The organism is Rathayibacter sp. VKM Ac-2805, from assembly GCF_009834265.1.
GTDB lineage: Bacteria > Actinomycetota > Actinomycetes > Actinomycetales > Microbacteriaceae > Rathayibacter.
Window position 1 is genome coordinate 2,122,276 of the sequence record NZ_CP047185.1, and the last position, 19,626, is coordinate 2,141,901.

The following is a 19,626-nucleotide window of genomic DNA, read 5'->3' on the forward strand; positions in this document are numbered from 1 at the left end:
ATGCTGACCCCCGGTCATGCTGTAGAGCACGAAGTTTGTGTCGTCTTGCATAACAACCTTGAATTCTTCTCCGCTATGTCCAGCCGTTCCCGAACTCCACAACGGTCGGTCACTGCGGCTGTAAACGACAATATTCCCGTCACTTTGAAGCGCGAGCTTCTTCCCCGACGACCTAGTGCCCGACGCCCAATACGGTGATCGATTTGCGTCGTGCGCAACAAAGTTGCCATCAGACTGGAAGTACGTGTACGAGTCGTTCGATCGAGCAACGAAGCGACCGTCAGATCCATTTCCATAGATCCGGGAAATTGGTCCGGTAGAACCGCCGGGTATCTTGCCGAATCGAACTTCACTAGGTGCCGCATTGGCACTTTCAGCAAAAGTTACAGACCCCACAAGGACGAGACAAAGCGCCATCGCGGGAGCGAAAATTGACTTCTTATTCACCTGGGCTTCCTTTCGTTCGGAAGCCTCAACTTATCGCATCACAGTGCCTTCGCGGGCGATCGCGCCAATGTCGCGCCAACACTACTGCGGAGCGTCCGTCGGCAATACGAGGTCTCCGAGGTCCTGGCACTCAACATTTCCCGTGGGAGCAAGGGCACCGACTGCAGGAGCCAAGTCGACGAGCACGGTACTTCCGGAGATTGACTCGCTATCAATGATTACTTCGGTCGCAGGTACGCGACCAAAGGTAACGAATCTATAATTTGGTGCGTCGGAGTCATCTGGGATCCAATCAATACCATTTACTTCGATACATCTCGGATCCGCAGCCGGGGGCTCAAGACCGCACCGCAAAAGAACTATTGCTGGAGAACCCCAAGCTGCGGTCGCTTGGGCGTTTGTTTCGCGTCGCGCGACATCCCCGCCAGCCCCGTCGGTCAGCCCATCGGGAAGCCGTGACGAGATTGTTGCGCAGCTAGCACTCTCCGAGTCGTCTGCAGCCTCCAATGCAACTACAGGCGCGCATCCGCTCAACAACAGGGCTGCGAGCCCGTAAACTCCGTATAGCGAGTATCGGGAACTAGCCAAATGACCACCTAGCCAATCGAGTATATTCAGATAACAACGGAAAACACACAGTAAAGCATTTTCATCATTTAGGGCATGTTAGAAGAATCCTCAAAGCGATAGAAGAGGATATAAATTTTCTCGGATTAAAACGTGGAGCTTCGGAACTAAGTTGCGGATATCTGCACACACCGGTCTCCACCTGCGCCAAAGAACTACCTGATCTTATCCCACTAGAGACGCCCCACCAGTCTGGTGCTCTAAACGCCGCAAATCTACCTATTCCCTCATAAGAGTTGAAGTAGGCCTTGCTGAGGGCGACGACGGGCGCGCTCCCCGAGAGCAGCAGCGCCGCCGCGCCGAGGAGCACGGCCCCTCCCCGCGGCCGTCGGTCGAGCATCGTCCGGCGCCTCAGCGGTCCGGTCGCAGGGCCAGCCCGACGACGCGACGGGCGTGCTCCTCCGCCGCCCCGAGCTCGCGCGCGCGGGACGCGTACACAGCGGCCGCGGCCTGCAGCTCGCGCTCCAGCGCGTCGACGCCTCCCGCGACGACCGTGCCCGCCCGGCCGCGCGTCTCGACCAGGCCCGCCGACTCCAGCTCCCGGTAGGAGCGGGCGACCGTCCCCGCGGCGACGCCCAGCGTCTCGGCGAGTGAGCGCACCGGCGGCAGGCGGGTGCCCACCGGCAGCTCGCCGGCGGTGATCAGCGCCGTGATCTGCTCGCGGATCTGCTCGAACGGCGCGGCGGCCGCGCCCGCTTCGACGCGGACCGCGAGCGCCGGCGTCATCGTGCGGCGACCGGCTCGCGGTCGAGCGCCGAGTCGAGCAGCTCGCTGATCAGGTCCGGGTAGTCCACGCCGCTCGCGCCCCACATGCGCGGGAACATCGAGACCGGCGTGAAGCCGGGCATGGTGTTGATCTCGTTGACGACGAAGCCGTCGGCGGTGAGGAAGAAGTCGACCCGGGCGAGGCCCTCGGCTCCGATCGCGTCGAAGGCGCGGATCGCGAGGGACCGCATCTCGGAGAGCTCGCCGTCCGTGAGATCGGCCGGGCAGACCAGCTCGATGCCGGACGCCCCGAGGTACTTCGCCTCGAAGTCGTAGAAGCCGCGGCCGGAGACGACCACCTCGCCGGCGACGGAGGCGCGGGCCGGAGCACCGCGGCGGCCGCCGAGCACGCCGATCTCGACCTCGCGGCCGACGATGCCCGACTCGATCAGCACCCGCGAGTCGTGCGCGAACGCCTCCTCCAGCGCGGCCTCGAGCTGCTCGCGCTCGTCGATCCGGCTGACGCCCACGCTCGAGCCGGCCCGCGCCGGCTTCACGAACGCGGGCAGGCCCAGCTCGTCGAGCGCCGAGGAGGCGTCGCCCGGGTCGGCGCGCCACTCCGCCTCGGTCACGAGGTACCAGGGCGCCACCGCGAGGCCCGCGGCCCGCAGCACCGTCTTGGTGAAGTGCTTGTCCATGCCGAGCGCCGACGCGAGCACGCCCGAGCCGACGTAGGGCAGCCCGACGAGCTCGAGCATCCCCTGGACGGTGCCGTCCTCGCCCCACGGGCCGTGCAGGATCGGCAGCACCACGTCGACCTCGCCGAGCGAGCGCGTCGCGCCGTCCTCGGTCGTCACGGTGAGCTCGCGCGAGAGGGCCGACTCCGGCCAGCGCACACGGGAGCCGTCGTCCTCGACGCGGGGCAGCGACGCGGCGTCGAGAGCGAACTTCTCGGGACGGTCCTCCTCGAGCACGAACGCGCCGTCGGAGGTGATCCCGACGGGGATCACCTCGAAGCGGTCACGGTCGATCGCCCGCAGCACCCCGGCCGCCGTTGCGCAGCTGATCGAGTGCTCGCTGGAGCGCCCCCCGAACAGAACGGCCACGCGGAGCTTGCTGGTCATCGAGGTTCCTCTCACCCTGTGGCTCGTCCGAATCCGTGGTCAGGTGCGGCGCGATGTCCTTCGGATCGAGCGTACCGGCGAGCACCTGCGACACCTGCTCGACGATGGGCATGTCGACTCCCCTGGCGCGCGCCAGCTCGAGGACCGGCGCGACGGAGGCGAGCCCCTCCGCCGTCTGCTGCATCGACTTCACCACGTCGGTGAAGCTGTAGCCCTGGCCGAGCAGGCGCCCGGCCGTGTTGTTGCGCGAGAGGGACGAGCTCGACGTCGCGATGAGGTCGCCGAGCCCCGCGAGTCCGGCCATCGTCTCGGCCCGTCCGCCGTACGCGACCGCGAAGTCGGTCATCTCGGCGAGACCGCGCGTGATGATCGACGCCTTCGTGTTCTCGCCGTAGCCGACGCCGTCGACGATGCCGATCGCCACGGCGATGAGGTTCTTCAGCACGCCGCCGAACTCGGTGCCGATCACGTCGGTGTTGACGTAGGAGCGGAAGTAGCGGTTGGTCGCCGCGAGGGCCACCTCCTGCGCGGTGACGAGGCTCTCGGAGGCGATGACCGCCGCGGTCGGCTGCTCCTTGGCGATCTCGAGTGCGAGGTTGGGCCCGGAGGCGACGGCGATCCGGTCGGGAGAGACCGGCAGCATCTGCGCGATCACCTCGCTCATCCGCTGGCCCGTGCCCTTCTCGACCCCCTTCATCAGGCTCACCAGCACCGTGCGCTCGGTGAGGAACGGCGTGATCGCCTCGAGGTTGCTCCGCAGCGACTGCGACGGGATGGAGAGGTAGACGTGGTCCGCGCCCTCCAGCGCCTCCTCGATGCGCGGCGTGGCCCGGATGTTGCGCGGGAGGTTGATGCCGGGGAGGTAGTCGCTGTTGCGCTTGGCCTCGGTGATCTCGCGGGCCAGCTCGGCGCGGCGCGCCCACATCACGACGTCGGAGCCGCCGTCGGCGAGGATCTTCGCGAACGTGGTGCCCCAGCTGCCGGCGCCGAGGACGGCGACGCGGCGGGGCACGGGGATGGGCGCCTTCCTACTGCTCGGACTCAAAGCGACCCGTGCCCTTCTGGTTGTGCTCGGAGGGGTTCCAGCGCTTCTCGGGCGCCGCCTCGCCGCGCAGCTCCTCGAGCAGGGCGGTGATCGCCGCCATCACGACCGCGGAGGCCTCGTTGAGTGTGGCGGAGTCGAGGCTGCGTCCGCGGAAGGCGGACAGGTCGACGGGGTCGCCGACGATCACGTCGACGCGCTTGCGGCGGAAGAGGGTGATCCGCTTGGAGTAGCGGCCCATCAGCTGCTGCGCACCCCAGTGCGCGACCGGGACGACGGGCAGGCCGTACTGCAGCGCCATCCTCACCGCTCCCGTCTTCCCGCGCATCGGCCAGAGCTCGGGGTCGCGGGTGAGGGTGCCCTCGGGATAGATGATGACCGAGCGGCCCTCGTCCACGAGAGCCTTGGCGGTCTTCAGCGGCTCGCTGCCGCGGACCGAGCCCGAGCGCTCGACGGGGATCTGCCCGGAGCCGCGCAGGATCGAGCCGAGCACGGGCACCGAGAACAGCGAGGCCTTGGCGAGGAAGCGCGGTGCGCGGCCGGCGCGCCACAGGGTCCAGCCCGTGATGATCGGGTCGATCTCGCTGTAGTGGTTCGGCGCGAACACGAAGGCCCCGGTGCTCGGGATCTTGTCGCCGTTCCGGATCCGCAGGTCGACCGAGGCGGTCATCACGGGGATCACCGCCGCCGCGAGGAACCAGAAGATGGACGGACGGCTTCGCTCAGACACCCGCCCATCCTCGCATCCCGCATCGGAGGGGCCGCGTCCCCACGCCCGGGAGCAGCTGGGCCCCGCGGTGGGAGGAGCGGCCCGGCCGCCGGGTACGGTACCGGCATGCCCCGTCCGCGTCGCCGCCCGTCGCCGTGGGACGCCGTCGGCAGGGCCCTCGGCCGCCTCGCCGACTCGCCGATCGCGCTGTCCGGCCTGGTGCTCCTGATCGTGTGGGGAGTCGTGCTGCTCGCCACGCAGGCCGACCGCGATGCGGCCGCGCTCGGCGACGGCCTCCTGCTGACGCTCGCGGTCCTCGTCGGCGGCTCGGCGTCAGTCGCCCTCGTGATCGGCGGGGTCGACACCCTCTGGCGCGTGGCGGTGGCACCGCTCGCGCACGTCGAGGCGGAGGCGACCGGCGGCGTCGCCGTCCTCGGACGCGGCCGGCTCGGAGCGGGCCTCCGTCGTGTCGAGCCGCGGTTCCCGCTGCCGACGCTGCGGCCCTACGCGGTGGTCGTGCCGCGCCGCCGGGGACTGACCGTCTCCTTCGGCGACTGGGGCGTCGTGGTGCCCTGGGCGCGGATCGCGCGGCTGGAGCGGCGGTGGGTCCTGGTGGGCCTGCGTCCGCGCGAGGCCCTCGACGTCGTCCTGGCCGGCACGCGGCGCGGGCGGCTGACGCTGGTCCTGGTCGAGTCGCCCGGACCGCTGGGCCTCCGGCCCGCGCCGGAGACGACGCTCGCGCTCCTCGAGAAGCGGATCCGGGGACGCCTGGAGGAGGCCGCGGAACCGCCCGCGTGGGGCGCGCCCGGACGCGACAGGACCCCGGGCCGCTGAGGACGGTCGTCCTCCGCGGCACCGGGGTCCCGGTGGGCGGCTACGCGTCGAGCGAGAAGTCGGCGCCCAGCAGCTCGAGCTTGGTGAGGAAGTTCTCGTAGCCGCGGCTGATGATGCCGACGTTCGAGACCGTCGAGGTGCCCTCGGCCGAGAGCGCCGCGATCAGGTGCGAGAAGCCGCCGCGCAGATCCGGCACGACGATGTCGGCGCCGTGCAGCTTCGAGGGTCCCGAGATCACGGCCGAGTGCATGAAGTTGCGCTGCCCGAAGCGGCAGGCCTGCCCGCCGAGGCACTCGCGGTGGATCTGGATGGTCGCGCCCATCTCGACGAGCGCGTCGACGAAGCCGAAGCGCTGCTCGTAGACGGTCTCGTGCACGATCGAGACGCCCTTGGCCTTCGTGAGCGCCACGACCAGCGGCTGCTGCCAGTCGGTCATGAAGCCGGGGTGCACGTCGGTCTCGATGATGACCGGCTTGAGCTCGCCGCCCGGGTGGTAGAAGCGGATGCCGTCCTCGGCGATCTCGAACGCGCCGCCGACCTTGCGGAAGACGTTGAGGAAGGTGGTCATCTCCTGCTGGCGGGCGCCGCCGACGAAGATGTCGCCGTCGGTCGCGAGGGCCGCGGCCGCCCAGGAGGCCGCCTCGTTGCGGTCGAAGAGCGCGCGGTGGGAGTAGCCGGTGAGCCGGTCCACGCCCTCGATGCGGATCACGCGGTCGGTGTCGACCGAGATGATGGCGCCCATCTTCTGCAGGATGTTGATCAGGTCCATGATCTCGGGCTCGATCGCCGCGCCCGAGAGCTCGGTGATGCCGGAGGCGCGCACCGCGGTCAGAAGGACCTGCTCGGTCGCTCCGACGCTCGGGTAGGGCAGCGACACCTTGGCGCCGTGCAGGCCCTCGGGAGCCGACATCCGGATCCCGGAAGGCAGCTTCTCGATCACCGCGCCGAAGTTGCGGAGGACCTCGAGGTGGTAGTCGATCGGGCGGTCGCCGATGCGGCAGCCGCCGAGGTCGGGGATGAACGCCTCGCCCAGGCGGTGCAGGAGCGGGCCGCAGAAGAGGATCGGGATGCGGCTGGAGCCGGCGTGCGCGTCGATGTCGGCGAAGTGCGCGGACTCGACGTTCGAGGGGTCGAGGATCAGCTCGCCGACCTCGGCGCCCTGCTTCACCTTGACGCCGTGCACCTCGAGGAGGCCCTTCACGACGCGGACGTCGCTGATGTCGGGCACGTCGCGGAGGGTGGACGCGGTCTCGCCGAGGAGCGCCGCGACCATCGCCTTGGTGACGAGGTTCTTCGCTCCCTTGAGCTCGATGCGCCCCACCAGCGGCCGACCGCCCTTGATGGTGATCCGCTCCGTCGTCATCCCCACGCGGGCTCCCGAGGCCTTGGCGTCCTGGAGGGCCTTGGCGTCCTGAAGAAGTGTGTTCACGCTATTTCACCGGCAATGTCTTGGGCCGCCAGCTCTCGCGGCGGGTCTCGAATTCGGAAATGAGCGCTTCGTCGCGCAGGGTCAGGCCGATGTCGTCCAGGCCCTCGATCAGGCGCCATCGAGTGTAGTCGTCGATCTCGAAGTCGAAGGCCTCGCCACCGGCGGTGACCGTACGCGCAACCAGATCCACCGTCGGTTCTATTCCCGGGGTGCTCTCGATGATCTCCCACAGGCGCTCGACGTCGGCCTCGGACACGACGGCGGCCAGGAGTCCCTGCTTGCCGGCGTTGCCGCGGAAGATGTCGCCGAAGCGGGGCGAGATCACGACCCGGAAGCCGTAGTCGCGCAGCGCCCACACGGCGTGCTCGCGGCTGGAGCCCGTGCCGAAGTCCGGCCCGGCCACGAGGATGCCCGCACCGCGGTACCGCTCCTGGTTGAGGACGAAGTCCTCCTCCTGGCGCCAGCCGTGGAACAGGGCGTCCTCGAATCCGGTCTTCGTGATGCGGCGGAGGTAGACGCCGGGGAGGATCTGGTCGGTGTCGACGTTGGCGCGCTTCAGGGGCGCGGCGATCGCGGTGACGGTCTCGAACTTCTGCACGGTCAGACTCCTGCTCTCTCGCGCGCCGGCTCCAGGTCGGAGGGGCTCGAGAGCGTGCCGCGCACGGCCGTGGCGGCAGCGACGAGCGGCGAGACGAGGTGGGTCTTCGCCCCCTTGCCCTGACGGCCCTCGAAGTTGCGGTTGGAGGTGGAGGCGACGCGCTCCCCCTCGAGCAGCTGGTCGGTGTTCATGCCGAGGCACATCGAGCAGCCGGCGAAGCGCCACTCCGCCCCGAACGCCGTGACGATCCGGTCGATGCCCTCGGCCTCCGCCTCGAGCCGCACGCGGGCGGAGCCGGGGACGACCATCACGCGGACGCCCGGCGCCTTGGTGCGCCCCTCGACGATCGCGGCGAAGGCCCGCAGGTCCTCGATCCGGGAGTTGGTGCAGGAGCCCATGAAGACGACGTCGACCGGGATCTCCTTCATCGGCGTCCCGGGCTCGAGCGCCATGTACTCCAGCGCGCGCAGGGCGCTGGTGCGCTCGTTCAGGTCGTCGATGGCCTCGGGGTCGGGGACGGACTGCGAGAGCGAGACGCCCTGGCCGGGGTTGGTCCCCCAGGTGACGAACGGCTCGAGCGCGTCGGCGTCGATCACGACCTCGGCGTCGAAGACCGCGCCCTCGTCGCTCGGCAGCGTCCGCCAGTAGGCGACGGCGGCGTCCCAGTCCTCGCCCGCGGGGGCGTGCGGACGGCCCTGCAGGTAGGCGAACGTCGTCTCGTCCGGCGCGACCATGCCGGCGCGCGCGCCCGCCTCGATCGACATGTTGCAGATCGTCATCCGGCCCTCCATCGAGAGCGCCCGGATCGCGGAGCCGCGGTACTCGAGGATGTAGCCCTGGCCGCCGCCGGTGCCGATGCGGGCGATGACCGCGAGGATGACGTCCTTGGCCGTGACCCCCTCCTTCAGCGTCCCCTCGACGGTGATCGCCATCGTCTTGAAGGGCTGCAGCGGCAGCGTCTGCGTGGCCATCACGTGCTCGACCTCGCTCGTGCCGATGCCGAAGGCGATCGCGCCGAACGCGCCGTGCGTCGAGGTGTGCGAGTCGCCGCAGACGACGGTGATCCCGGGCATCGTCAGGCCGAGCTGAGGGCCGACGACGTGCACGATGCCCTGCTCCACGTCGCCGAGGGAGTGCAGGCGGACGCCGAACTCGCCGGCGTTCCGGCGCAGAGCGTCGATCTGGGCCCTGCTGGTCGGGTCCTCGATGGGCCGGCCGATCTGCAGGGTCGGCGTGTTGTGGTCCTCGGTCGCGATGGTGAGGTCGGGGCGGCGGAGGGGGCGCCCGGCCGCGCGCAGCCCGTCGAACGGCTGGGGGCTCGTCACCTCGTGGAGGAGGTGGAGGTCGATGTAGACGAGGTCCGGAGCGCCGTTCTGGCCCTTGACGACGACGTGGTCGTCCCAGACCTTCTCGGCGAGGGTGCGGGGCCTCGGGGTGCGGATCGTGTCCGCGAGCGAGCGGGGTTCCGCTCCGCTCGACGCGGGCGCGGCTGCGCCGGGTGACTTCTCGGTCATGACGGGTCCTTCTCCTTCAGGAGTCGCTGCTCGGCCGGGCGAGGCACCGCGACGAGGGAGGCCGTCAGATCGAGGTCTCGTCGCGGCACGGAAGGAGGTGCGGGCCGCTCAGCATGGACCGAGAATAGCACCGCGCTCCCCCGCTCCCGGGAGCCGGCGGCGCACGGTCGACGGGCTCAGGCGCGGGCGTCGAGCACCGCGTCGACGACGACCACGGTCACGTTGTCCCGCCCGCCGGCGTCGACCGCCGCGCTCACGAGCGCCTGGGCGAGGTCGGCCGGGTCGCCGGAGTCGCGGCGCGCGAACAGCGCCGCGATCCGCTCGTCCGAGAGCTCCTTGGTGAGCCCGTCGGAGCAGAGCAGGTAGCTGGCGCGCGGCACGACGGGCAGCGTCCAGACGTCCGTCTCGACCTCCTCGTCGGCGCCGAGGGCGCGGGTGACGATGTTGCGGTCCGGGTGCGACTCGGCGGACTCCCGCGTGAGCAGGCCCGCCGAGACGAGCTCCTGCACGGCCGAGTGGTCCACGGTCAGCTGCTCGAGCTCCGTCCCGTCCCAGCGGTAGACGCGGGAGTCGCCGACGTTGAAGAGCGCCCAGCGGGCGGGCCCGGAGGGCTCGGGCAGGACGAGCATCAGCCCCGTGAGCGTCGTGCCGCAGAGCGCACCGCCCACGTCCAGCGCGCGCACCGCCGTGTTGGCGCCCTCGACCAGGTCGAACACCGCGTCGACCGGTCCGAGGGCCGTCGGCCGGTTCTCGTGCAGAGCCCCGACCGCCGCGGCGCTCGCGAGGTCGCCGCGGGCGTGCCCGCCCATCCCGTCGGCGACCGCGAGCAGCAGCTCGTCGGCGAGGAGGGAGTCCTCGTTGACCCGGCGGACGGCACCGACGTCGGTGCTGCTGCTGACGGCGAGCCGCAGCGCCCCCTGGGGCAGGTCGACGGTGGTGGTCGTCATCGCGGGGTCACTTCTCCTCGGCGGCCGAGCGGGCGTCGTCCGAGACGACCTCGGGGTGCCCGTCGTGCATCTCGATGTGGCGGTGCTCGCGGCGCATCTTCGCCAGGCTCGCGAGCGTCGCGACGGTCATGCTCAGGACGATGACCACCAGCGAGGTGATCGTGTCGATGTCCCACACCGGCACGGGCTCGCCGCCGTTGATGAAGGGCAGGTCGTTCTCGTGCAGGGCATGCAGGACGAGCTTCACGCCGATGAAGGCGAGGATGAACGCGATGCCGTACTTGAGGTACTCGAGCTTGTCGATGAGGCCGCCGAGCAGGAAGTAGAGCTGGCGGAGCCCCATCAGGGCGAAGATGTTCGCGGTGAAGACGATGAACGGGCTCTCCGTGATGCCGAAGATCGCGGGGATCGAGTCGAGCGCGAAGAGCAGGTCGGTCGAGCCGATCGCCAGGAAGACGATCAGCATCGGGGTGAAGAACCTCGTGCCGTTCTTGACCGTGCGGATCTTCGAGCCGTCGAACTCGTCCGAGATCCTCACGCGCTTGCGCAGGAGGCGGATGAGCAGGTTGTCCGTGCCCTCGTCCTCGTCCTCCTTGCCGAACGCCTGGTTCCACGCCGTGTAGACCAGGAACGCGCCGAAGAGGTAGAAGATCCAGCTGAAGCTCTCGATGAGCTGCGCGCCGAGGAGGATGAAGATCCCGCGGAAGACCAGCGCGATGATGATGCCCACCATCAGCACCTCCTGCTGCAGCTTCGCCGGCACCGCGAAGCGGCCCATGATGATGACGAAGACGAACAGGTTGTCGATCGAGAGGCTGTACTCGGTCAGCCAGCCCGCGACGAACTGGCCCGCGAGCTCGCCGCCGCCGAGGATCAGCATCGCCAGCGCGAAGATCAGCGCGAGCGTGACGTAGAAGCCGACCCAGAGGCCGGACTCCTTCAGGCTCGGCACGTGCGGCCGCTTGTAGACCAGCAGCAGGTCGGCGGCGAGGATCAGGCTCAGGACGACGAACGAGCCGATCACGAACCAGACGGGCAGATCGAGCATGAGGGCCTTCCGAGTGGGTGGGGGGCCGAAAGTCTCTCCCCGGGGAGCGGACGGCCGTGCCGGTCCGCGTCACCCGTCCCGCCCCCGGCACCGCGCAGGGGCGATGCGTACTGACGGGAGCGGAAAGGCGGGATACTCCCCTTCGCGGATGCGATCCTAGCGCCGATCCGGCCGGATGCGGCCCCGAGGCGGCGGAGCGGGAACGAGGCGATCGGCGCGATGCGTCGAGCGGGTGCCGCGTCGCGAGCACCCGGGTGTTAAACGAGAAGAACCCCCGGTCAGACCGGGGGTTCTTCTCGTGTTGCCGTGGTGACCCCAGCGGGATTTGAACCCGCGTTACCGCCGTGAGAGGGCGACGTCCTAGGCCGCTAAACGATGGGGCCGCGTTTTTGCAACTCGAAGAGTGTTGCACACGGATCCGCATCGATGCAAATCGAGCGCCCGGCCCACCCGGTCTCCGCTCGGCCGGGGCCTTGCCCGCCGCCTGCCGAGGCGGTTGGCTCGGGTCATGAGACTGACGAAACTCGAGCACGCCGCCGTCCTGATCGAGGAGGACGGCGCCCGGCTGGTGATCGATCCGGGGTCCTTCACCCGGCCCGTCGAGGGGACGGCCGACACCGTCGCCGTGGTGCTCACCCACGAGCACGCCGACCACTGGACCCCGGAGCAGCTGCAGCGCCTGCGCGACGCGGCCCCGTCGCTGCGGATCCTCGGCCCGGCCGGAGTCGCCGCCGCGGCCGAGGGCTTCGACGTCGAGACGGTCGCCGACGGCGACGTGGTGACGGTCGGCCCGTTCGAGCTGCGCTTCTTCGGCGCCCGCCACGCGGTGATCCACCGGAGCATCCCCGTCATCGACAACGTCGGCGTCCTCGTCGACGGCCGCGTCTACTACGCCGGCGACTCCTTCACCGTCCCCGAGGGCGTCGACGTCGAGGTCCTCGCGGCCCCGTCGGGCGCGCCGTGGATGAAGATCGCCGAGGCGATGGACTACGTGCTCGAGATCGCGCCGCGGCACGCCTTCGCGACCCACGAGCAGGTCCTCTCGGAGGCGGGACGCGCGCTCGGCCACGACCGGCTCGGCTGGGCCGTGCGCGAGGGCGGCGGGGAGTACCACGCGCTCGAGCCCGGCGACGTGCTCGAGCTCTGACGCCGGGGACGACGACGGCCGGGTCGGGGGTGAGCCCCGGCCCGGCCGTCGCGGCGATCCGCTAGCGGATCAGTAGTACTCGCCCTGGCGGTAGTCCCAGGAGTTGAACTGCTCGGCGAGGTTCAGCATGATGCGCTCGTAGTCGAGGCCGCGGCGGATCAGCACGGGGCCCGGGGTGATCGAGCGCTCGCTGCCCTGCACGGGGATGAGGGCGCCCGAGGCGTCCACCATCGAGACCATGACGCCCTGCTCGTGGCGGGAGTCCTCGTCCTTGTCCGGCTGGATGGAGGAGACGTACGAGTCGGCCGAGACGATGACGTCCGCCTCGTTCTCGATCCGCTCGCCGATGTTCGCGACCCGGCCGCGGTTGCCCACGCCCGAGGGGTTGGCCGAGCTGGCGAAGGTGAGGGTGCGGTCGCGCTCCCACAGGGTGGCGACCAGCTGCTCGGCGGGGCGGCCGAAGCGGATGACGAAGCAGCTCGTGCCGCGTCCGTCGCGGACCAGCTCGCGGGCGTCCTCGTCGATGAGCTCGACCGCCTCGGCCTTCCACGGGAGGATGCAGCCGAGCAGGACGTCCTGGTCCCAGTGCTTCCGGTAGAAGGCGAGGACCTCGTCGTTGAGCTCCGCGAGCTCGACGAGCTGCTCGATGCTGGAGCAGAGCACGACGCCGGGCTTGTTGCGGTTGCGCTGCTTGGCCGAGAACTTGCGCTCGAGGCCCGCACCGTCGGTCGTCATCAGGATGTAGCCGACCTTGGTCGCGCAGACGACCAGTCCACCGGGAGCGGCGAGCGCGTCCACTGCCTCGGCAGGAGCCTGCTCACGCCATTCGATCACCGTCGTGCTGGTCATTCTTTCCCTTTCGTGGTGTCCAGAGACGCCATGGGCGGGGCCCCGGCCGAGCGGAAGCCTAGCGGATGGCCCCGCGGCGGCAGGCGCGGCGGACCCCGGTCCCACGGCGGGAGCGGCCCGGCCGGAGTGCACTCCGCCGGGTGCCGGCACGGGTCGTCACGAGCCCGCTGTCGGGCCCCAGGAGGTCACGCTCGCGAGGTCGGCGCCGAACTCGACGCGGAGGCGGACGGGCGGGCCGCCGCGCAGCAGGTCCGGCAGCCACAGGCGAGCGTCGTCCCACATGCGGTCGAAGGGCACGTCGTCGACCGGGACGAACGCGGCGGCGAGCTCGCTCGACTCGCGGACATCGCCGGCGACCCGGCGGCAGAGGAAGACGTGCGAGCGCTGACTCCACGCCGGCCGGTGGGGGAAGGAGTAGTCGAGCACGCCGCGCGGCTCCAGGTCGGCCGGGAGGGCGACGAGCCCCGCCTCCTCCTCCAGCTCGCGGACGGCCGCGTCGAGGGGCGACTCCCCGGGCTCGAGCTTGCCGCCGGGGGCGACCACGCGGCCCTCGCCGAGGCCCCTGCGCTTGCGGCCGAGGAGCACCTCCGCGCCGCGCGGGCCGTCGCGGAGGACGTAGACGACGCAGACCTCGGGCAGCCCCACCGCGCACCTCCGCTCCGGCGGGCCGGGGGCCCGGCACCGCCGTCGTAGGCTAGCCCGGTGACGACGACCGCGCTCGAGCGCTTCCAGGCCCTGCTGCGCGTCGACACCGTGTCCCACTCGGACGAGTCGGCGACCGACTGGAGCCGTTTCCACACCTTCCGGGAGCTCGTCGCCGAGCTCTACCCGGCGCTGCACGCGGCGCTGGAGTCCGAGACCGTCGCCGGCCACTCCCTCCTCTGGCGCTGGCGCGGTGAGGAGCCGGGCGAGCCGGCCGTGCTGATGGCCCACTACGACGTGGTCAGCGTGACGGCGGCGGAGTGGTCGCACGACCCGTTCGCGGCCGAGACGGTCGTCGCCGCGGACGGCCGCACCTCCGTCGTGGCGCGCGGCGCCCTCGACGACAAGGGCTCCCTCGTCGCGCTCCTCGAGGCGGTCGAGGCGGCCGTCCTGCGGGGCGAGCGGCCCCGGCACGACGTGTACCTCCTCTCCACGCACAACGAGGAGACGGCGGGCGACGGCGCCCCCTCGGTCGTCGCCCTGCTCGGCGCGCGCGGGGTCCGCCCGCGCCTCGTGCTCGACGAGGGCGGGAACGTGCGACGCGGCATCCTGCCCGGCGTCACCACCCCGATCGCCGTGATCGGCGTCACCGAGCGCGGGATCATGAACCTCGAGCTGACCTGCCGCGACGTCGGCGGCCACGCCTCCGCTCCGCCGCCCCCGCCCGGGCTGCTCGCCACCCAGCGGCTCGCGAGGGCGATCCACCGCCTGACCGAGAACCCGTTCCCCTCGACCCTCCCGGAGCCGATCGCCCAGCTGGTGCGCGCGGCGGCCGACCACGCGGACGCGGCCCACGCCGTCTGGTACGCCCGCCCGCACGAGCACCCGGACGCCGTCGTCGGCGCGCTCGCCGCCCACTCCAACCGCTCGGCCGCGATGCTGCGGACGACGGTCGCGATCACCGAGCTGCGCGGCAGCACCGGAGCGAACGTCCTCGCCTCCAGCGCCAGCGCCACCGCGAACGTGCGGATCAACCCGGGTGGCACCGTGGCGGGCGTGGTCGAGCGCATCCGCGCCGTCATCGACGACCCGGAGGTCGAGGTCGAGGTGAAGGTCGCCCACGAGCCCTCCCCCGTCTCCCCCACCGGCGAGCCCGGCGACGGCGGGCCGTACGACCTGCTCCGCGCGGTCGTGCAGGAGTCGTTCCCAGACGCGGTCGTCGCCCCCTACGTGCAGACCGGCGGCAGCGACGCCCGGCACTTCCACGCCATCAGCGACCACGTCTACCGCTTCATCCCGTTCGAGATCAGCCCGCGGCAGCAGCTCGGGATCCACGGGGTCGACGAGTCGGTCGAGGCCGACCAGTTCGAGCGCGCCATCGAGTTCTACGCGCGGCTGCTCGCCCGGCTCTGATCGCGGCGGTCCTCCGGGGTCCGGGAGGACCGCGCAGCGACCGGCAACCTGGGAGAACCGTTCGATGACGCGCCGACCGGTGTTGGCCCGGAGTTCACCCCGCGATGATGGACTGATCGCAGCGGGGTCGCCTCCGCTGGAGCAGTGCGCAAGTGCCGACGCCGGGTCGCGTGATCCGGCTCCCGCCGATCGTGGAACCCGAGGATCATGTCCCTCCGCCAGGCCGAGTACCCCCGGCCCAACCACTTCATCCTTCACCTGAGCGACACCCACTTCATCGCCGGAGACGGCGGCCTGTACGGCTCCGACGTCGACAGCGAGGCCCAGCTGCGGCTCCTGTTCGACGAGCTGGAGGCGTCCGGCGGACGTCCGGAGGCCGTCGTCATCACGGGTGATCTCGCCGACAAGGGCGAGCCGGAGGCGTACGCGAAGCTGCGCGCCGTCGTCGAGCCCGCGGCCGCACGCCTCGGCGCCGAGGTGATCTGGGTGATGGGCAATCACGACGACCGCGGCGCGTTCCGCTCGGGGCTGCTCGACCAGCTCCCGACCACGCAGCCGGTCGACCGCGTGCACGACGTGAACGGGCTGCGGATCATCGCGCTGGACTCCACCGTGCCCGGCGCCCACTACGGGGAGATCTCGGACGCGCAGCTCGACTGGCTGGCGGAGGAGCTCTCCAGCCCGGCCCCGCACGGCACGATCCTCGCGCTGCACCACCCGCCGGTGCCGAGCGTGCTCGACCTCTCTGTCCTCGTGGAGCTGCGCGACCAGCCCGCCCTCGCGGAGGTGCTCGAGGGCTCCGACGTCCGCAGCATCATCGCGGGCCACCTGCACTACTCGTCGACGGCGATGTTCGCGGGCATCCCGGTCTCGGTCGCGTCGGCCACCTGCTACACCCAGGACCTCAACGTGCCGGTGGGCGCGACCCGCGCCCGCAACGGCGCCCAGGCGTTCAACCTGATCCACGTCTACGACGGCACGGTGCTGCACTCGGTGGTGCCGATCGGCGCCTCGACCGAGGTGTCCTACGTCTCGGCGAACGAGACGCAGCGGATCCTCGCGGACCACGGCGTCGAGATCGCCGCGGCGACGGCGGCCCCCGTCGCCCGGGACGAGGAGCTCTACCCGCCGCTCGTGGAGCGGGTGGGCGTCAGCGCGTAGCGGCGCGGCGGGGTCGCTACCACGCCTCCGGGCGCCGCGTCGACCGCGTCCTCGACCACGGCCGGCGGCGTCAGCGCCCGCCGGCGCGGTCCCGCGCGAACAGCCATCCGGCGAACGCCAGCGCCGCGGCCAGCGCGACGCCCACGCCGACGCCCGCTCCCACTCCGATGCCCGGGAACACGAGCGAGCTCGCCAGGCCGAGCAGCAGCCCGGCCACCGCTCCCCCGACGGCCCAGCCCACGGTCAGTCCTCGCGCTCCCACGGAGCCGGGATCGGGTAGTACTCCTCGAGGAACCCGATGACGGCCTTGGTGCGCGCCTCCGCCGAGATCTCGGGGAAGCTGCCGTCGTTGAGGCAGAAGAAGTCGACTCCGCGGTTCTTGAGGAGCTTGCGCATGTCCTTCAGCCCCTGGTGCATCGTCGTGTCGACGTACTTCACCGAGGCGTTCTCCTGCACGACCGCGCGCCCGGTCATCAGCGCGTAGTAGTGGTAGAGCGAGTTGGTGACGGAGACGTCGCTCGCGGAGCGGAAGCGGCTCGCGGCGGTCGCGGTGAACTCCGGCTCGAACTCGGCCTCGAGCTCGGCCATCACGGTCTTGCGGAGCGGCGTGGCGGCGTGCTCGAGGTGACGGGTCGTCATCGCGCCGAAGCGCTCGCGGAGCAGGCGCCGGTTGACGCGGGCCGCGTTCTCGAAGCCGCTGCGGGAGGCGTTGGAGTCGCCCATGCCGATGCGCGTCGTCGCCTCGATGAACTTCGTGATGCCCCCGGGCGAGAAGAAGATCGACGGGTCGACCGGGCGCCCGAAGAACATGTCGTCGTTGGAGTAGAGGAAGTGCTCCGCCAGCCCCGGAATGCGGTGCAGCTGGCTCTCGACCGCGTGGGAGTTGTGCGTCGGCAGCACCGAGAGGTCGCGGAAGTGGTCCTCGCTGCGCACGAGGGTGACGTCCGGGTGCTCGTCCAGCCAGCGCGGGCGCGGGGAGTCGGTGACGATGTAGATGTGCCGGATCCACGGCGCGTACATGTAGACGCTGCGCAGGGCGTACTTGAGCTCGTCGATCTGGCGGAAGCGCGCCGGAGCGTCGTCGCCCTCGCCCACCACGTAGCTCGCCATGCGGGCCGCACGGGCGCGCTGGAACTCCAGGTCGGTGCCGTCGACCCACGAGAAGACGATGTCCACCTCGAAGCGGATGTCGCTGACGAGCGGCTCGAACATGCCCTCGAACGTCGGCCAGGTGCGGCCGTACGCCTCGACGTGGGCGTCGATGGCTTCGGCGACGGGGAGGCTGTTGCGCATGAGCGCGTTCTCGGCGGGAGTGATGATCTCCTCCTCGCCCACCTTCCACAGCTCGAGGCGGACGCCGCTGCGGGCGCCGTAGCGCAGCGATCCCGTGGAGGAGACGCGCGGGCGGAAGAGCTTGAAGACGGAGGCGCGCGGATACGGCGCGAGCACGCCCTCGGCCAGGAGCTGCGGCGGGGTGCCCCGCTTGTCGACCGTCTTGGCGTAGAAGGGCTCGGTCGCGAAGGCGCGCGCCAGCAGCGTCGCCAGCTCGGCGCCGAGCACGCGGTCCACCGCGAGGAAGGGCGAGCCGTCGGTGCCGCGGATCAGGCGGTAGGGGAATTCGGCGGCGTCGAGGACCTCGCCGATGGCGATCAGGTCCTCGGTCCAGGCCGCGCGGGGCGTCGTACTCGAGTTCACCAGCGAGAACAGGCCGGCATGGACCACGACGTCGTCGCGGTCGAAGTGGCGCGGGCGCAGGAGCGGTGACGGAAGAGCACGGACGGAAGGCATGATTCACATTATCCGCCGTGGATTTCGTCCGTGTGACCGGGCCGTCGGCTTGACAGCGACCGCGGGGCCGCACGGTCAGCGCGAGAGCGACCCCAGACGGTCCCCCGCCTTCTCCGCGGCCTTCGCGGCCCGCCTGGCGCGGTGCCGCTCCTCGGCGGCGACGACCCCCAGCGCGAAGGCTCCCTCCCCGCTGCGATCGGCCTCCTCCAGGATCAGCGCACGGGCGGCGAGCGCGTCGCGCTCCTCCCCCAGGGCGTCGGCGAGGTCCTCGCCCGCCTCGGCGAGCGAGCGGCGCCGGGCGCCGACGGCCTCGGGGACGACCGCCCGCCACGCCTCCACGGTGTAGCGGAGCCGCTTCGCCGCCTTCCGCAGGTCGTGTCGGGCCTCGAGCGAGCCGCCGGCCGCCGCGGAGCCCGCCGCGGAGATGCGCGCGAGGTCCTTCGCGACGGAGCGGCGCACCAGCGCCGTCGCGCTCGAGCCCGCCCGCGCGGTGCGGGGCGGATCCGCGAGCAGGGCGTCGAGCGAGGCGAGGAGCGCGAGGTAGCGGCCGCCGCGCAGAGTGCGGTCGACGCGGCGCAGCGCCGAGGCGTGCCGGTGCTCGATCTCGTCCAGCAGGGCGGAGGGGGTGCTCGGGGCGCCCTCGACGGCCGCCAGGGAGGTGCGGAACCGCTCGGCGAGCACCTCCTGATCGCGGGCCGCGCCGAGGACCCCTCCCAGCCAGCGCAGCTCGTCCCGCACGGGGTCGGTCGCCGCACGGTCGAGCACGGAGCGGGAGGCGGCGAGGACGGACCGGAGCCGGCGTGCGAGCACGCGCATCCGGTGCAGGGCGTCGTCGGCCTCGAGGCGCACCCGCGGGTCGACGGCGCGCAGCTCGCGCAGGAGCGAGCGGACCGCGGCGAGCGCCGCCTCCCCGCCGTTGCGCGGATCCGGGACCGTCTCCTCGATCGGGCCGCCGGTGGCCCGGGCGAGCTTGGAGGCGCTGGCGGCCGGGCGGGCGCCCGCGGCGAGGAGGCGCTGCTCGATCGCGTCGAGGACCCGCTCGCCCTCGTCGCCCGGGACGTCGACGAGCTCGACCTCCCACTCCCTCCAGCGCCGCTCGCGGCCGGTGCGCTGGTCGCGCGCGGTCACCAGGTCGTCGGCGATCTCGGCGAGCTCCCGCCCGTGGGAGTCGAGGGCGCGGGTGATCGAGCGGACCGTCTCGAGCAGCGCCAGCGGCTCGAGCGGCGCGCGCCCCACCTGCCCGAGCACCGGCTCGCGGACGGCGGACGGGACCGTGCGCGAGGCCGTGAGCTCCGCGTGGATCTCGGTGCGGCCGGAGGAGCCGGGCAGCTTGACGTGCCAGCCCTGGTCGGATCCGCCCTCGCGGCGGCGCAGCGTGATCCGCGCCCGGGACAGAGCGCGCTCGGCGGTGTCGAAGTACTCGGCGCGGAGGGTCACCGGCTCCTCCGTGCGGACGCTCGCGACGCTCGCGGTGCCTGTCAGGTCGGGCAGCCGGGTGCCCGCGTCGACGTCGTACTTGCGCTCGACCTCGGTCTGCACTCTCCGCGCACCGCCCGCCCGGGACGTCGCCGACTCGTTCTCCGCACCGCTGGCCATGCTCCA

19 protein-coding genes and 1 tRNA gene are annotated in these 19,626 nt (G+C 71.2%); 4 read left to right on the forward strand and 16 right to left on the reverse strand.

Features of this window, described 5'->3' with window-relative positions; genetic code table 11:
• Nucleotides 1-528: 528 nt before the first annotated feature.
• The 5 genes from GSU40_RS09915 to GSU40_RS09935 all read right to left on the reverse strand — a co-directional run bounded on the left by GSU40_RS09915 (nucleotide 529) and on the right by GSU40_RS09935 (nucleotide 4,675).
• Nucleotides 529-1,035 carry a DUF3515 family protein gene (locus GSU40_RS09915; RefSeq protein WP_104283465.1) on the reverse strand — a complete coding sequence of 169 codons (507 nt, stop codon included), beginning with the start codon at nucleotides 1,033-1,035 and terminating at the stop codon, nucleotides 529-531.
• A gap of 390 nt (nucleotides 1,036-1,425) precedes the next feature.
• Nucleotides 1,426-1,800, reverse strand: a complete 375-nt coding sequence (locus GSU40_RS17155; RefSeq protein WP_160034806.1) for a GntR family transcriptional regulator — start codon at nucleotides 1,798-1,800, stop codon at nucleotides 1,426-1,428.
• Nucleotides 1,797-2,903: a D-alanine--D-alanine ligase family protein gene (locus tag GSU40_RS09925; protein WP_160034808.1), complete on the reverse strand. Its 1,107-nt coding sequence runs from the start codon at nucleotides 2,901-2,903 to the stop codon at nucleotides 1,797-1,799. The genes GSU40_RS17155 and GSU40_RS09925 overlap by 4 nt, the downstream gene beginning before the upstream one ends.
• On the reverse strand, nucleotides 2,800-3,915 hold the full coding sequence (locus tag GSU40_RS09930; protein ID WP_181067828.1) for an NAD(P)H-dependent glycerol-3-phosphate dehydrogenase: 1,116 nt from the start codon (nucleotides 3,913-3,915) through the stop codon (nucleotides 2,800-2,802). The genes GSU40_RS09925 and GSU40_RS09930 overlap by 104 nt, the downstream gene beginning before the upstream one ends.
• Nucleotides 3,916-3,931: 16 nt before the next feature.
• Nucleotides 3,932-4,675 (reverse strand): lysophospholipid acyltransferase family protein, encoded by a 744-nt coding sequence (locus GSU40_RS09935; RefSeq protein WP_244229445.1) that lies wholly within the window; start codon nucleotides 4,673-4,675, stop codon nucleotides 3,932-3,934.
• Nucleotides 4,676-4,780: 105 nt separating this feature from the next.
• Here GSU40_RS09935 and GSU40_RS09940 point away from each other — a divergent pair, with 105 nt between their 5' ends.
• Nucleotides 4,781-5,488 carry a hypothetical protein gene (locus GSU40_RS09940; RefSeq protein ID WP_160034810.1) on the forward strand — a complete coding sequence of 236 codons (708 nt, stop codon included), beginning with the start codon at nucleotides 4,781-4,783 and terminating at the stop codon, nucleotides 5,486-5,488.
• Nucleotides 5,489-5,528: 40 nt separating this feature from the next.
• On the opposite strand, the gene murA is transcribed toward GSU40_RS09940, so the two are convergent.
• The 6 genes from murA to GSU40_RS09970 form a co-directional block, all read right to left on the reverse strand.
• Nucleotides 5,529-6,851, reverse strand: a complete 1,323-nt coding sequence (murA, locus tag GSU40_RS09945) for a UDP-N-acetylglucosamine 1-carboxyvinyltransferase (protein ID WP_167299052.1) — start codon at nucleotides 6,849-6,851, stop codon at nucleotides 5,529-5,531.
• Nucleotides 6,852-6,918: 67 nt separating this feature from the next.
• The gene (gene leuD, locus GSU40_RS09950; protein WP_104283461.1) at nucleotides 6,919-7,515 is read right to left on the reverse strand and encodes a 3-isopropylmalate dehydratase small subunit; all 597 of its coding nucleotides are present in this window, start codon (nucleotides 7,513-7,515) and stop codon (nucleotides 6,919-6,921) included.
• A 2-nt stretch (nucleotides 7,516-7,517) separates the two neighbouring features.
• Nucleotides 7,518-9,029 carry a 3-isopropylmalate dehydratase large subunit gene (gene leuC, locus GSU40_RS09955; RefSeq protein ID WP_160034812.1) on the reverse strand — a complete coding sequence of 504 codons (1,512 nt, stop codon included), beginning with the start codon at nucleotides 9,027-9,029 and terminating at the stop codon, nucleotides 7,518-7,520.
• A 176-nt stretch (nucleotides 9,030-9,205) separates the two neighbouring features.
• Nucleotides 9,206-9,976 (reverse strand): protein phosphatase 2C domain-containing protein, encoded by a 771-nt coding sequence (locus GSU40_RS09960; protein ID WP_104283459.1) that lies wholly within the window; start codon nucleotides 9,974-9,976, stop codon nucleotides 9,206-9,208.
• Nucleotides 9,977-9,983: 7 nt separating this feature from the next.
• Nucleotides 9,984-11,024, reverse strand: a complete 1,041-nt coding sequence (locus GSU40_RS09965) for a TerC family protein (RefSeq protein WP_104283458.1) — start codon at nucleotides 11,022-11,024, stop codon at nucleotides 9,984-9,986.
• A gap of 307 nt (nucleotides 11,025-11,331) precedes the next feature.
• A tRNA-Glu gene (locus GSU40_RS09970) sits at nucleotides 11,332-11,407 on the reverse strand.
• 125 nt (nucleotides 11,408-11,532) lie between these two features.
• On the opposite strand from GSU40_RS09970, the gene GSU40_RS09975 reads away from it, so the two are divergent.
• Complete coding sequence (locus tag GSU40_RS09975; RefSeq protein ID WP_104249616.1) at nucleotides 11,533-12,171, forward strand: MBL fold metallo-hydrolase; 639 nt, start codon at nucleotides 11,533-11,535, stop codon at nucleotides 12,169-12,171.
• A gap of 69 nt (nucleotides 12,172-12,240) precedes the next feature.
• Here GSU40_RS09975 and GSU40_RS09980 read toward each other — a convergent pair whose 3' ends face one another.
• Nucleotides 12,241-13,020: a Sua5/YciO/YrdC/YwlC family protein gene (locus GSU40_RS09980; RefSeq protein ID WP_104283457.1), complete on the reverse strand. Its 780-nt coding sequence runs from the start codon at nucleotides 13,018-13,020 to the stop codon at nucleotides 12,241-12,243.
• Between the two features lie 156 nt (nucleotides 13,021-13,176).
• Nucleotides 13,177-13,665, reverse strand: a complete 489-nt coding sequence (locus GSU40_RS09985; RefSeq protein WP_160034814.1) for an 8-oxo-dGTP diphosphatase — start codon at nucleotides 13,663-13,665, stop codon at nucleotides 13,177-13,179.
• A gap of 57 nt (nucleotides 13,666-13,722) precedes the next feature.
• Here GSU40_RS09985 and GSU40_RS09990 point away from each other — a divergent pair, with 57 nt between their 5' ends.
• Together GSU40_RS09990 and GSU40_RS09995 are read left to right on the forward strand one after the other, a co-directional pair.
• Complete coding sequence (locus GSU40_RS09990; protein WP_160034816.1) at nucleotides 13,723-15,075, forward strand: M20/M25/M40 family metallo-hydrolase; 1,353 nt, start codon at nucleotides 13,723-13,725, stop codon at nucleotides 15,073-15,075.
• Between the two features lie 207 nt (nucleotides 15,076-15,282).
• Nucleotides 15,283-16,236: a phosphodiesterase gene (locus tag GSU40_RS09995; protein WP_104237890.1), complete on the forward strand. Its 954-nt coding sequence runs from the start codon at nucleotides 15,283-15,285 to the stop codon at nucleotides 16,234-16,236.
• A 70-nt stretch (nucleotides 16,237-16,306) separates the two neighbouring features.
• Here GSU40_RS09995 and GSU40_RS10000 read toward each other — a convergent pair whose 3' ends face one another.
• The 3 genes from GSU40_RS10000 to GSU40_RS10010 all read right to left on the reverse strand — a co-directional run bounded on the left by GSU40_RS10000 (nucleotide 16,307) and on the right by GSU40_RS10010 (nucleotide 19,620).
• Nucleotides 16,307-16,477, reverse strand: coding sequence for a hypothetical protein (locus tag GSU40_RS10000; RefSeq protein ID WP_159939285.1), 171 nt, complete (start codon nucleotides 16,475-16,477; stop codon nucleotides 16,307-16,309).
• Between the two features lie 2 nt (nucleotides 16,478-16,479).
• Complete coding sequence (locus GSU40_RS10005; protein ID WP_104233778.1) at nucleotides 16,480-18,024, reverse strand: stealth family protein; 1,545 nt, start codon at nucleotides 18,022-18,024, stop codon at nucleotides 16,480-16,482.
• A gap of 75 nt (nucleotides 18,025-18,099) precedes the next feature.
• Nucleotides 18,100-19,620 carry a CYTH and CHAD domain-containing protein gene (locus tag GSU40_RS10010; protein WP_160034818.1) on the reverse strand — a complete coding sequence of 507 codons (1,521 nt, stop codon included), beginning with the start codon at nucleotides 19,618-19,620 and terminating at the stop codon, nucleotides 18,100-18,102.
• Nucleotides 19,621-19,626 lie beyond the last annotated feature (6 nt).